The following is a 13,725-nucleotide window of genomic DNA, read 5'->3' as shown; positions in this document are numbered from 1 at the left end:
AAATTGGTTAAATAATTGTTTGATATCCTTAAAAAAGTAATCAATTTATTGCTATTTTTGTACAAATTAAATCATTATGCTGAAAATTGGAGTGTTAGGTGCGGGTCATCTGGGTAAAATACATTTGCGTTTATTACAACAATCTGAAAAATATGAATTAGTTGGTTTTTACGACCCAAACCAAGAAAATGCCGAAAAGGTTTCTAAAGAATTTGGTTACAAACATTTTAGCACGATAGCTACACTTATTCATGCTGTTGATGTAATTGATATTGTCACTCCTACTCTTTCTCATTATAAATGTGCTAAAGTTGCTATCAAGTCAGGCAAACACGTTTTTATAGAAAAACCTATTTCAAATACAGTTGAAGAAGCCGAAGAAATAATCGCTTTGGCAAAAGAATACAATGTTAAAGGTCAAGTTGGTCATGTAGAACGATTTAATCCTGCATTTATCGCAACCAAAAACATGATCGAAAACCCAATGTTTATTGAAACACATCGATTGGCTGAATTCAATCCTCGCGGTACGGATGTGCCTGTAGTTTTGGATTTAATGATTCATGACATTGATGCAATTTTAAGTGTGGTAAAATCTAAAGTAAAAAACATTAGCGCAAGCGGAGTTTCTGTTATCAGCGACACTCCCGATATTGCTAACGCCCGAATCGAATTCGAAAATGGATGTGTGGCTAATTTAACTGCCAGTAGAATTTCGATGAAAAACATGCGTAAATCACGTTTTTTCCAGAAAGATGCTTATATCTCAGTCGATTTCTTAGAAAAGAAATGTGAAGTAGTAAAAATGAAAGACGCTCCAGAAGTTCCTGGTGATTTTGATATCATTTTGCAAAACGCTGAAGGAGTTAAAAAACAAATCTACTTTTCAAATCCTGATGTAGAACAAAACAATGCAATTCTTGACGAACTAGATTCATTTGCAGATGCCATCAATAATAACACTACTCCTGTTGTAACCCTAGAACAAGCAACGGAAGCGCTTCGCGTGGCCTATCAAATTATTGATTGCTTTAAAAAATAGTTAAAAAAAATTCAGGTTTCAAGCTTCAAGTTTAGGGTTATCCGACTTGAAACTTGGGACTTTAAACTTTAAATAAAAAAACAGAATGAAAACAATAGCAGTAATCGGAGCGGGAACAATGGGTAATGGAATTGCTCACACATTTGCTCAAAGTGGTTTTACCGTAAAACTAATTGATCTTTCCGAAAAATCACTTGACAAAGGAATGGCAACTATTGCCGCTAATTTAGACAGAATGGTTTCAAAAGGAACGATAACTGAAGAAGATAAAGCAAAAACGATTACCAATATTATAACGTATACTGACATAAAAGATGGCGTTGTGGGAGCAGATTTAGTGGTTGAAGCGGCTACCGAAAATGTTGAATTGAAATTAAATATCTTCAAGCAATTGAATGAGGCTTGTTCTCATAATACTATTTTGGCAACCAATACTTCTTCTATTTCTATCACTCAAATTGGAGCTGTCGTAGCACATCCAGAGCGCGTTATTGGAATGCACTTTATGAATCCAGTGCCCATCATGAAACTCGTTGAAATCATTCGAGGCTACACTACTTCGGACGAGGTGACGAAAATTATCATGGATTTATCCGAAAAATTAGGAAAAACTCCAGTGGAAGTAAATGATTATCCTGGATTTGTCGCCAATAGAATTTTGATGCCAATGATCAACGAAGCCATTGAAACTTTATACAACAAAGTCGCTGGTGTTTATGAAATTGACACGGTAATGAAATTAGGGATGGGACACCCAATGGGACCTTTACAATTAGCTGATTTTATTGGTCTTGACGTATGTTTAGCCATCTTAAATGTAATGTATGATGGTTTCAAAAACCCGAAATATGCGCCTTGCCCGTTACTGGTAAATATGGTTCGCGCAGGAAAAATGGGTGTAAAATCTGGTGAAGGTTTCTATGATTATTCGGAAAGTAAAAAAGCAGAAAAGATTTCTAAACAATTTACATAAAAATCACAGTACGCAATCGCAGTTTACAGCTTTCCCACTGAATACTGCGACTGCTAACTGCTACTGAATACTATAAAAAATGGCAAAAATAGTTCCTTTCCAAGCGGTCAGACCCACTCGTGATAAAGTTTGCCTAGTCACTTGTCGTTCCTATGAAGAATATGTGAATGCCGAGTTAGCAGCACAATTGGATTTTAATCCGTTATCGTTTTTGCATATTCTAAAACCAGCCTATACCAATCAGGAAACTGTTTCTTTTGAAAAAAGATACCGACAGGTACATCAAAAATACCAGGAATTCAAAAATGAAATTATATTAGTTAAAGATAAAAAACCGGCGATTTATATTCATAAAATCGTGACCAAAACACATTCTTTCACCGGAATTATTGTAGGAACAAGTGTGGAAGATTATCGTAATAATGTTATAAAAAAACACGAAGATATTTTAGCCTTTCGAGTACAATTACTGAAAGATTATATGAAATATGCCGAGTTCAATACGGAGCCAGTTTTAATGACTTATCCTGACAATAAAACAATAGAAAATTGGATTTTTAACTGTACTCAAAAACTAGCCGATTTTGAATTTTCTACAACCAAAAAAGAGGTTCATTATCTGTGGAAAATTGAAGATACTTTAGAAATTAATTGGATACAAAAAATATTCGAAAAAACAGAAAGTCTTTATATCGCTGACGGACATCATCGTACAGAAGCTTTAAAATTACTATCCGAAGAAAATAAAAATCCGGAAAACACTACAAAGGATTATATATTAAGCTACTTAATTTCGGAAAATAATGTTAAAATTTACGAATTTAATCGATTAGTAAAAGATTTAAACGGTTTCTCGAAAGAGGATTTTATCACGGCATTGAATGTGAATTTTATTGTTGAAAATAAACACAAACAACCTGTTCAACCTTCTGAAAAACATCAGTTCGGAATGTACCTTGACAATAACTTTTATAGCTTAATTTTACGAAAGGAAAACACTGTTTTTAATAGCGCATTAGAGAGTTTAGACACTCAAATTTTGTATAAAAAAGTACTTTTACCTCTACTTGCAATCGAAGATTTACGCAATGATGAACGTATCGAGTACATTTCTGGGAAGCAATCCGTTTTAGAAGTAAAAGATAAAATTGATCAAGGGGAATTTGAAGTTGGCTTTATTCTTTATCCTTCAAACATTACGGAAATTAAAGATTTAGCCGATAACAATTTGATCATGCCCCCAAAAAGCACCTATATCGAACCAAAGTTCAGAAGTGGTTTAGTGATTTATGAATTTTAGATTAGAATTAAAAATAAAATTAAAAGATTTAAAAAATGTCGATAGCTCAAAACTTACTCTCCATAAAATCTACTTTACCAGAGCATATAACCTTAGTTGCTGTCTCTAAAACTAAACCCGTTCCTGACTTAATGGAAGCATATGAAGCAGGACAACGCATTTTTGGAGAAAACAAAATCCAGGAAATGGCGGAAAAATGGGAACAAATGCCAAAAGACATTCAATGGCACATGATTGGTCATGTTCAGACGAATAAAGTCAAATTTATGGCACAATTTGTGAGCTTAATTCATGGAGTAGATAGTCTGAAATTACTACAGGAAATCAATAAACAAGCACAAAAAAATAACAGAATTATTGATTGCTTATTGCAAATTCATATCGCTGAAGAGGAAACTAAATTTGGTCTTGATGAAGAGGAATTGTCTTCTCTATTATCTTCTAATGAATTTCAAGAAATGAAAAATATTAGAGTGGTGGGATTGATGGGAATGGCAACATTTACGGATAACAAAGAGCAAATTAAAAAAGAATTTACTCATTTGAAATCGATTTTTGATACCATTCGCAGTAGAGATGCACTGCAATGCATCTCTACGTTGTCAATGGGAATGTCAGGCGATTATCAACTCGCAATTGACTGCGGAAGCACAATGATTCGAATAGGAAGTAGTATCTTTGGAGGAAGAAATTGATTTTCGATTTTTGATTAACGATTTTTGACTTCACATGTTTCATAACTTGTAACATTAAACATTAAACAAAAAATTTGTACGCAATACTTGACATAGAAACCACAGGAGGACAATTCAACGAAGAGGGAATAACTGAAATCGCCATCTATAAATTTGATGGACATGAGGTTGTGGACCAATTCATCAGTTTAGTCAATCCGGAAATCCCGATTCAGCCATTTGTGGTGAAATTAACTGGAATCAATAATGAAATGTTGCGCGGTGCTCCCAAATTTTTTGAAGTAGCCAAACGTATTGTCGAAATGACAAATGATTGTGTCATAGTAGCGCACAATGCCTCTTTCGATTATAGAATTTTACGCACTGAGTTTAGACGATTAGGCTATGATTTTGAAGCAAAAACACTTTGCACTGTAGAATTATCAAAAAAACTATTACCAGAGCAACCTTCGCATAGTTTAGGAAAACTAGTGCGTGCCCTTGGAATCCCAATGGCAGATAGACACAGAGCCAGTGGAGATGCATTGGCTACAGTCAAATTATTCAAAATTCTTTTAGAGAAAGATCTAGAAAAAGAAATTGTAAAAGATTTTATCAAACTCGAAGTTGAGAAAGGAATTGCTCCAAAACTGCTAGACATTGTTAGTAGTTTACCTTCTACAACTGGTATCTATTACATTCACAATGAAAAAGGTAACCTGATTTATATTGGCAAAAGCCGAAACATAAAAAAACGAATAAATCAGCATTTTACAGGGACTTCAACTAAATGCAAAAAGATTCAAACCGACGTTTTTACCGTAACGTACGATGAAACCGGAAGCGAATTGATTGCTTTATTAAAAGAAAGTGAAGAAATAAAAATCAATAAACCTATTCTAAACAGAGCCCAACGAAAAAGCATATTTCAATTTGCATTGTATGCTGAAAAAGATGAAAAAGGCTATTTGAACCTAAAACTTCAAAAAGCAGACGGTCGAAAAAAAGAAATCACCTCATTTACCTCTTTGCAGGAAGGGAAAAATGCCTTGTTTAGAATCACTTCCCATTATAATTTATGTCAAAAATTTACGGGATTATATACCTCAAAAACAAACTGCTTTCAATACAGCATAAAAGAATGTGATGGCGCTTGCATTGGTGAAGTTTCTCCTGAAATATACAACGCTAGAGTCCTTGAATTTATAGAAAAAAACTCCTTCGAAAATCAAAACATGATTCTTATCGACAAAGGAAGAAATATCAGTGAACGATCCGCTGTTTTGATAGAAAACGGAATTTACAAAGGCTATGCGTTTTATGATTTGAACTATCAAATACACAATATTGAAATCCTAAGAAATATTATCATTCCTATGCAAAATAATCGTGATACCAAGAATATTATTCAGGGCCATGTTCGAAGAAGCAAAACGCTAAAAGTGATAAATTTTTAATTGACTAACTTTAATTTGTAGCTACTCCTGCTATACACTGCAACTCCTCGCTATTCAAGTAGTTTTTCTAAGGCATAAAAGGAGCTTCCTTTGGTCGCTCTTTTACACCAAGAAAAACGAACTTTCATAACTCCGGGGTTTCCGTTTCCATCAGGGCTAAAAAACATGAAATACTTAATAACCATTATCGGACCCACAGCTATTGGAAAAACTTCCTTAAGTATTATGCTCGCAAACTATTTCAATTGCGAAATTATTTCCTGCGACAGCCGACAATTTTTCAAAGAAATGAGCATAGGAACAGCAGTTCCAAGCAATTCAGAGCTAGCGGCAGCAAAACATCATTTCATTCAAAATATTTCAATTTTCGATAATTATACAGTAGGTGATTTTGAGAAAGAAGCCATGTCTAAACTCGATGAATTATTTTTGACAAACGATTATGCTATTTTAGTTGGCGGATCCGGCTTGTATGTGGATTCGATTCTGAAAGGTTTTGATGAATTTCCTGAAATTGATCCTTCAGTTCGCTTAGATGTAAATTCAAATTATGAAAAATTGGGAATTGGGTATTTGCAACAAAAACTAGAAGTATTAGATCCAGATTATTACGCAAGATTAACAAAAGAAAATCCACAAACTTTACAAAATCCACAACGAATGATGCGTTTTGTAGAAGTATGCTTGGGTTCTGGAAAACCATATTCATCTTTTTTAAATCAAAAACAAAACAGTCGCAACTTCACTCCTATTTTAATTGGACTTGAAGCAGAAAGAAACGTAATATACAATCGAATCAATCTACGTGTTGATAGTATGATGAACGAAGGTTTATTGGCTGAAGCCAAAGCTTTATTTCCAAACAAGGAATTGAATGCATTGCAAACCGTGGGCTATAGAGAATTATTTAGTTATTTTGATCGTGAAATCACATTAGAATTTGCCATCGAAGAAATAAAGAAAAACACGAGACGGTTTTCTAAGCGCCAATTGACTTGGTTTAAAAGAAATGAAAATACCAAATGGTTTAATTTTGAAACTCCGTATGAAGAAATTGTCAGTTATATAAATTCAAAGAAATAGCCAATTCAATTGCAATAACAATAGCAAAAATCAATTTCAATAGCTATGGCAAATCAAAAATCTTAAATCGTTAATCAAAAATCTTAAATCCTATTTATCAATGCCAATAGCTCCACATTTCACTTCCATTCTTAGCAAAGATTGGGTAATCAATTTTACTCAATGTGCACCAAGCGGCTACTTAAAATATACTGATTTGTGCAATATCCTGCAGTTAACAGCCGCAGCACATTCGGAAATTGGCGGAATTAGTTTTTCTGACATGCAGGAATTCAACCAAGCTTGGGTTTTGAGCAGAATGCGAGTTGAAATCGATGCTTTACCTAAATGGGGAGATGTAGTGACAGTAAAAACTTGGATTAATTCTTTAGAAAATTCCCGTTCGGTACGTGCGCTTGAAATGTACGTCAATGGAAAAAAAATAGTCGGTTCGGAGACTTTTTGGGTTGTTTTTAATACTGAAATTCGCCGACCAGAAGGTTTGGCCTTACCATTCGACCATTTTCAATTGTATCCTGATACAAGAGCTACAAAGCATGGCTTTTCAAAAATTAATTTGAATCATCAAAAAGAAATGGTCTTTGAAAAAACAGTTTTCTTATCCGATTTGGATATTGTAAATCACGTAAATAATGTAAAATATTTGGAATGGTGTCTAGATCATATAGACGAAAAACTAATTCTAAACCAACAAATTGCAAGTTTTGAAATGAATTTTCTTAAGGAGTTATCTTTCAAAGACAGCGTGATCATTCATAAAAGTTTAAATGAAAACGCGACTACATTTAGTATCACGAAAGAAGATAAAACCAGTTTCGCTTTGCAATTGAATTGGAAATAAACTAAAATTTATTTTTTCCATAAAGTCCTAGCCCAGATAAAAGTGGAAATCCTTTTATGCTGGTGTTCAGCATAAAAGATTAAAACGGTTAGCTGGAAATAGCTCCAAAAAAAAGGCTCCGATTTCTCGAAGCCTCTTTAATATTATGCTACTTTGTTTTTTACAACTAATCTAAATCCTTCACCGTGAATATTAAGAATTTCTACATCTTCATCTAGCTTAAGGTATTTTCTTAATTTAGCGATGTAAACATCCATACTTCTTGAAGTAAAGTAGTTATCATCTCTCCATATTTTAGTTAATGCTAACTCTCTAGGCATTAAATCATTTTCATGAAGAATCAACATTTTCAATAATTCATTCTCTTTAGGAGATAATTTTATTGGTTCTTCATTATCAAAAGTTAAAAAACGGAGTTTTGAATTAAAATGAAATTTACCAATATTAAATTCAAATTGTGCTTGTTCCGCCTTATTATCTGAAGATTTTCTTTGAATAATAGCTTTAATTTTCATTAAAAGCACTTCAGAATCAAAAGGTTTATTTAAGTAATCATCCGCACCAGCTTTGTACCCTTTCAACACATCCTCTTTCATAGATTTTGCTGTTAAGAAAATAATTGGCACTTCATTATTTTTTTCTCTGATTTCTTTTGCTAGCGTATAGCCATCTTTATATGGCATCATAACATCCAAAATACATAAATCAAAGGTATCTTTTTTGAATTTTTCAAAACCTTCCATTCCATTTTTAGCTAAAGTAACGTCAAAATCATTTAGCATCAAATAATCTTTTAGTACGGCACCAAAATTAAGGTCGTCTTCAACTAAAAGTATTTTTTTATTTACATTTTCCATATTTTAATTTATTAATGGTAATTTTATTATAAAGGTACTTCCTTTCCCCTTTTCACTTTCTACATATACTTGACCATTATGGTCTTCAACAATTCTTTTTACGTAGGCTAAACCTAAACCGTGCCCTTTAACATTATGTATGTCTCCTGTATGCTCTCTATAAAACTTTTCAAAAATCCTTTTCTGCGCTGTCTTACCCATTCCTAGTCCATTATCCTTAATCTTAATGATGACCATATCTTTTACATTTTCTGTAACAACATCAATTTTAGGAATATCTGGTGAGTATTTAATTGCATTTTCCAAAATATTCACAATCACATTGGTAAAATGAACGTCATTTAGCAAAACAGTCTTTCTTGTGGCATCATAATGTGTTGTAATTGTACCCTGTCTGTCTTCCAATATTAAATTTACATGCTCAATAGCTTCATTAATAATTTCTTCAGCATTACAAGATTCTTTAGCTATATCTAACTCTTTTTTTTCTAATTTAGAAATACGCAAAACATTTTCAACTTGAGCGTGCATTCTTTTATTTTCATCCCTAATCATTTGAAGGTATCGAAGAACCTTCTCCTTATCATCAATTATTTTCGGGTTTTTTATCGCATCCAAAGCTAAATTAATAGTCGCAATAGGCGTTTTAAATTCATGAGTCATATTGTTGATAAAATCTGTTTTAATCTCCGATATATGACGTTGACGAATTAATTGATTTAATGCACTCGAATATGCTATCAGAATAATTAGCGTAAATATGATCGACAGTACTGTTATACTAACGAGTTCTGACAATAAATATTTCTTTTTATGAGGAAATGTAACCAATAATTGATATTTACTATTTCCTTCATTATCACTAAAAATAGGAATTGAATAAGTGGCATTTTTATCATATTTAAAATCTTTTGATTTTACCTTTGTTGCCAAATTATTATTATAAATACCAAACTCAAATCTTGTATTTACACCATATTCCTCTAATTCTTTCTTTATTAGCTTCTGCAATATTTCTTTTGAAACTCTTTCTTGAATAGGCATTGCTGAAGCAATATCTTTGAAAAAAATCTCAAATTGAGCATTATCTAGAACATCTAAATTTCCAGATTTTTCAATCTTCACATCTGGAATTAAGTTTTGTTGAACAGACGAATTGTCAATATTGTTATTGTTGTAAACTTCCGTAACTCGTTTAGAATTAAAATTCTTAAATCTATCACTATCAAATTTTTTATCAAAGAACGTCGACGATATTTTATAATCTTCTGATATAATGCTATTTGAATAAACTATAGTTTTATTCGTTTTAGGATTTTTCTGAACATAATAAAATTCCAATAAATCATTCTTTTGAGGAATTTTACCTGTACTGTCTTTATAGTGATTGTATTTATCATAAAAACTATAAGCCTCTTTTTGCTGCAATTTATCGGCTACGTTACCTATAACTTGTTTAACATGAAATTTGAATTGATCATCATTATTTTTAAATGATGTATTAAACCAATATACCTGAACCAAAATTATCCCAATCAAGGATAAGCTCATCAATAATACTAGTAATCTAAAAAAAAGTTTATTCATCGAAACAAAATTAGTATTTTAACAATATATTAAATAATACATTAACCAAACATTAACATCTAATGCTCATTTTGTCTAATCCTTAAAATTTTAAGAATTTTAACAATTTCTGATTTAGTTTCTTCAATATTTGTGTTTTTAATGACAAAATCGCTTTTTAGGATGCGTTTTTCGTCATTCCATTGCATATTAATTCTTTTTAAAACTTGCTCACGGGTCGTTTTATCTCTTTCCATTACCCTTTGAATCCTTATTTCTAAAGGTGCGGTAACAGTAATGATTAAATCACAATTTTTGTAACCCCCACTTTCAAACAAAATTGCTGCTTCATAAATAATAAACGGAGACTCTTTCTGATTTAAAATCCATTCCGAGAAATGTTTTTTTACGGCCGGATGAACAATTGCATTAAGTTGCTCCAGTTTTTCGGGGTCGTTAAACACAATTTGGGCAAGCTTTTCTCTATTTAGTTGATTATCATCAAAAACGGCATGACCAAAAACTATTTTGATTGCGTCAATAACATCACTGGACTGCATGAGTTTTCTAGCTTCATCATCAGCAATATAAACCGGAACTCCTAATGATCGAAATTCATTAGCAATTGTAGTTTTTCCAGTGCCAATACCACCCGTTAATCCTATAATTTTTGTCATGTTATACTTTGAAAAACAATTCTGGAAAGGCCTTCTGAGGCTTTTGTTTCAGAATGATGATTTTTATAAATGATTCCATAAAACCGAGTCCGTAACCAAAGAATTGTTTCCAAACTGCAATTAATGATAAGTACCCTATTTTCAAGCTCTTGTTCTGATATGTTGACATCAAAAATAATACCAAAAAATACATAAAATACATTTTAAGCAGCAAATCATTATTAAAAACTAGGGCAAGAAGCGCTACAACAAATCCTATTAAAAAAACAGTTGGGAAGAAAAAAGTAATTTTATTGTACTTGGGATACCAGCTATTAAGAATTGGTCTTGCTTTACCAAATTTATTGACCTGAACAGAAAACTTATCCCAATCAATTCTTCTTTTATGATATACAAATGCGTTTGGAAAAAGTTTGGTTTCAAAACCTAAGTTCCATAAACGTATCGATAAATCCGGGTCTTCCCCAGGATGAATATTTCCAAAACCTTGTGAGGCTTCAAAAGCTTTTCGAGACAATCCCATATTGAAACTTCGAGGTTGAAACTTATCAATTTTTTCTGATCCACCGCGAATTCCACCCGTAGTGAGAAATGAAGTCATAGCAAAATTTATTGCTTTTTGAATATCGGAAAAACTGTCCAAAGCCTTGTCAGGCCCACCAAAACAGTCTACATAATTTTGTTTTAAAGCTTTTTCAACTTCATCTAAATACTGTTTTGGAATGATGCAATCTGAATCAAAAATGATAAAATAATCTCCTCTTGCTTTTTTCATTCCGTAATTTCTGGAATCTCCAGGCCCTGAATTCTCTTTGTAATAGTAAGAAATATCTAATTTGTTCCCATATTTTTGAGCGACATCCTGGCATCTCAATGTAGATCCATCTTCAACAATCACAATTTCAAAAATCTCATTGTAGTTCGATTGCGACAAACTTTCTAAAAGTTCATCGACTTCATCTGGACGGTTGTAAACTGGAATGATTAAGGAAAATAACATACTTTTTAATGTTCTATTTAGGTAGTATTCTATTGATTCGAAAATTTTAACAAATATAATCTTTATCCATAAAAAAACCATCAAATAGCAATTGATGGTTGTTGTAAAATTTTTGGTTTTATTTGCTTTTTATTCAAACATTTCAACCACTTCCTGGCTCACTCCCATATTGGAGAATCCACCATCATGCAATAAATTTTGTAAAGTCACTTTTCTTGTTAAATCCGAAAACATAGAAACAGTATAATTAGCACAATCTAAAGCAGTTGCATTTCCTAATGGTGACATTTTCTCAGCAAAAGCAATGAATCCATTAAAACCTTTCACACCCTGACCCGCTTTGGTAGCCGTCGGTGATTGTGAAATGGTATTCACTCTTACTTTTTTATCTCTTCCAAAAAAATATCCAAAACTGCGGGCAATAGATTCCAAATAAGCTTTATTGTCAGCCATATCATTATAATCAGGGAAAACACGCTGCGCTGCCATATAAGACAAAGCCACGATACTTCCCCATTCGTTCATGGCATCTTTTTTATACAAAACTTGCATCACTTTATGAAAAGAAACGGCAGATACGTTCCAACCTTTCTCCGTGTAATCATAATTCTGATTCGTGTAATGATTTCCTTTTCGAACATTTACAGACATCCCGATAGAGTGCAAAACAAAATCAATTTTACCTCCCAAAATTGCTATTGCCTGATCAACTAAATTTTCTAAATCAGTTACCGAAGTTGCATCTGCAGGAATGATTTGCGAATTAGTTTCTTGTGCCAATTGATCAATGGTTCCCATTCTCATCGCAGCCGGCGCATTCGATAGCACGAAAATCCCTCCTTCTTCATGAACACGTTCGGCCGTTTTCCAAGCAATGGAATTTTCATCTAATGCTCCAAAAATAATACCTCTTTTCCCTTTTAATAAATTATACATAACAAATGAAATTAACTTTAAATCAGATTTAAAAAAAATACACCTTAATTTCTAAATGAATAAAACCATTATGAAATTAAGGTGTATTATGAAAAATTTTATATTTTAACTTTGTAAAAAGAATTACGCAATACTAGAAACATTTACCATTTCATCCGCATCAGCTTTGTACTCTACACCTTCAACATCAAAACCGAATAAATTGTAAAAATCTTTTCTGTATCCTTCTAAATCAGATATATCAGATAAATTTTCGGTCACAGCCTCTGCCCACAATTTAGCAATCTTTTCTTGAACATCAGGACGCATTTCTAAATCATCGATACGAATTCTACCTTTTTCATCCGTTGGAATTTCGGCACCAGTATATAATCTTTCACTGTACAAACGCTGAATCTGCTCAATACATCCTTCATGAATTCCTTCTGCTTTCATGATTTTATACAATAAAGAAATATATAATGGAATAACTGGAATTGCTGAACTTGCTTGAGTAACCAATGCTTTATTTACAGAAACATAAGCTTTACCATTAATATCTGCTAAACTATCTGTAATAGAAAAAGCAGTAGCTTCAAGGTGATCTTTGGCACGACCTATGGTCCCCTTTCTATAAACGGCTTCAGTAAGTGATGGTCCTATATAAGAATACGCAACCGTAGTAGCTTCTGGAGCAAGGAGATTTTCAGCTTTTAAAGCATCAATCCACATTGACCAATCTTCACCACCCATTACCGCAACTGTATTTTCAATGTCTTCGTCAGTACAAGGAGCAATAGAAATTTCTGAAACTTTACCTGAATGAAAATCTACCGTTTTATTGGTAAACGTACTTCCGATAGGTTTCAAAACGGAACGATGTAAAACACCGGTTACCGGATGCATACGAACAGGAGAAGCCAAACTGTAGATAACCAAATCAACTTGGCCTAAATCAGCTTTTATTAAATCTAATGTTTGTTTTTTTATTTCATTTGAAAAAGCGTCGCCATTAATACTTTTTGCAAATAATCCCGCTTTATGCGCTTCATTTTCAAAAGCCGCAGAATTGTACCAACCCGGAGAAGCTGTTTTGCCTTCTGCTGGTGGTTTTTCAAAAAATACACCTATAGTTCCCGCATTTGAACCAAAAGCACTTGTAATTCTCGAAGCCAAACCAAAACCGGTTGAAGCACCAATTACCAATACTTTTTTGGCTCCAGCAATAGGACCTTTGGATTTTATATATTCAATTTGATTTTTAACATTTTGTTCGCATCCTTTTGGGTGAGATGTCGTACAAATAAATCCTCTCATTCTTGGTTCTATAATCATATCTT

General features: G+C 32.7%; 13 protein-coding genes. 7 read left to right on the top strand and 6 right to left on the bottom strand.

The window, feature by feature from the left end:
- Positions 1 to 76: 76 nt before the first annotated feature.
- The 7 genes from H4V97_RS01075 (at position 77) to H4V97_RS01045 (ending at position 7,370) form a co-directional block, all read left to right on the top strand.
- A complete protein-coding gene (locus H4V97_RS01075) occupies positions 77 to 1,042 on the top strand; it encodes a Gfo/Idh/MocA family protein (protein WP_196849595.1) in 966 nt (321 codons plus the stop codon).
- An 85-nt stretch (positions 1,043 to 1,127) separates the two neighbouring features.
- The gene (locus H4V97_RS01070) at positions 1,128 to 2,015 is read left to right on the top strand and encodes a 3-hydroxyacyl-CoA dehydrogenase family protein (RefSeq protein ID WP_196849596.1); all 888 of its coding nucleotides are present in this window, start codon (positions 1,128 to 1,130) and stop codon (positions 2,013 to 2,015) included.
- A 79-nt stretch (positions 2,016 to 2,094) separates the two neighbouring features.
- Positions 2,095 to 3,315: a DUF1015 domain-containing protein gene (locus H4V97_RS01065; RefSeq protein WP_196849597.1), complete on the top strand. Its 1,221-nt coding sequence runs from the start codon at positions 2,095 to 2,097 to the stop codon at positions 3,313 to 3,315.
- Positions 3,316 to 3,350: 35 nt separating this feature from the next.
- Entirely contained in the window at positions 3,351 to 4,010 is a 660-nt protein-coding gene (locus H4V97_RS01060; RefSeq protein WP_196849598.1) for a YggS family pyridoxal phosphate-dependent enzyme, read from the top strand.
- 74 nt (positions 4,011 to 4,084) lie between these two features.
- Complete coding sequence (locus H4V97_RS01055) at positions 4,085 to 5,446, top strand: exonuclease domain-containing protein (protein ID WP_196849599.1); 1,362 nt, start codon at positions 4,085 to 4,087, stop codon at positions 5,444 to 5,446.
- Between the two features lie 165 nt (positions 5,447 to 5,611).
- Positions 5,612 to 6,529: a tRNA (adenosine(37)-N6)-dimethylallyltransferase MiaA gene (gene miaA / locus H4V97_RS01050; protein ID WP_209548691.1), complete on the top strand. Its 918-nt coding sequence runs from the start codon at positions 5,612 to 5,614 to the stop codon at positions 6,527 to 6,529.
- Positions 6,530 to 6,629: 100 nt separating this feature from the next.
- Positions 6,630 to 7,370, top strand: coding sequence for an acyl-[acyl-carrier-protein] thioesterase (locus H4V97_RS01045; protein WP_209548690.1), 741 nt, complete (start codon positions 6,630 to 6,632; stop codon positions 7,368 to 7,370).
- A gap of 143 nt (positions 7,371 to 7,513) precedes the next feature.
- On the opposite strand, the gene H4V97_RS01040 is transcribed toward H4V97_RS01045, so the two are convergent.
- From H4V97_RS01040 to fabV, 6 genes are all read right to left on the bottom strand, one after another.
- The gene (locus H4V97_RS01040) at positions 7,514 to 8,227 is read right to left on the bottom strand and encodes a response regulator transcription factor (protein WP_196849602.1); all 714 of its coding nucleotides are present in this window, start codon (positions 8,225 to 8,227) and stop codon (positions 7,514 to 7,516) included.
- Between the two features lie 3 nt (positions 8,228 to 8,230).
- Positions 8,231 to 9,814 (bottom strand): sensor histidine kinase, encoded by a 1,584-nt coding sequence (locus H4V97_RS01035; protein WP_196849603.1) that lies wholly within the window; start codon positions 9,812 to 9,814, stop codon positions 8,231 to 8,233.
- Positions 9,815 to 9,873: 59 nt separating this feature from the next.
- Complete coding sequence (coaE, locus tag H4V97_RS01030; RefSeq protein ID WP_196849604.1) at positions 9,874 to 10,470, bottom strand: dephospho-CoA kinase; 597 nt, start codon at positions 10,468 to 10,470, stop codon at positions 9,874 to 9,876.
- 1 nt (position 10,471) lies between these two features.
- The gene (locus tag H4V97_RS01025; RefSeq protein WP_209548689.1) at positions 10,472 to 11,470 is read right to left on the bottom strand and encodes a glycosyltransferase; all 999 of its coding nucleotides are present in this window, start codon (positions 11,468 to 11,470) and stop codon (positions 10,472 to 10,474) included.
- A 129-nt stretch (positions 11,471 to 11,599) separates the two neighbouring features.
- The gene (locus H4V97_RS01020; protein WP_196849606.1) at positions 11,600 to 12,406 is read right to left on the bottom strand and encodes an enoyl-ACP reductase; all 807 of its coding nucleotides are present in this window, start codon (positions 12,404 to 12,406) and stop codon (positions 11,600 to 11,602) included.
- Between the two features lie 123 nt (positions 12,407 to 12,529).
- Positions 12,530 to 13,720 carry an enoyl-ACP reductase FabV gene (gene fabV, locus H4V97_RS01015; RefSeq protein WP_196849607.1) on the bottom strand — a complete coding sequence of 397 codons (1,191 nt, stop codon included), beginning with the start codon at positions 13,718 to 13,720 and terminating at the stop codon, positions 12,530 to 12,532.
- Between the last annotated feature and the right edge of the window lie 5 nt (positions 13,721 to 13,725).

The sequence above is a fragment of the Flavobacterium sp. CG_23.5 genome, from assembly GCF_017875765.1.
Classification (GTDB): Bacteria; Bacteroidota; Bacteroidia; order Flavobacteriales; family Flavobacteriaceae; genus Flavobacterium.
This window is presented reverse-complemented; position numbering and strand designations above follow the sequence as displayed.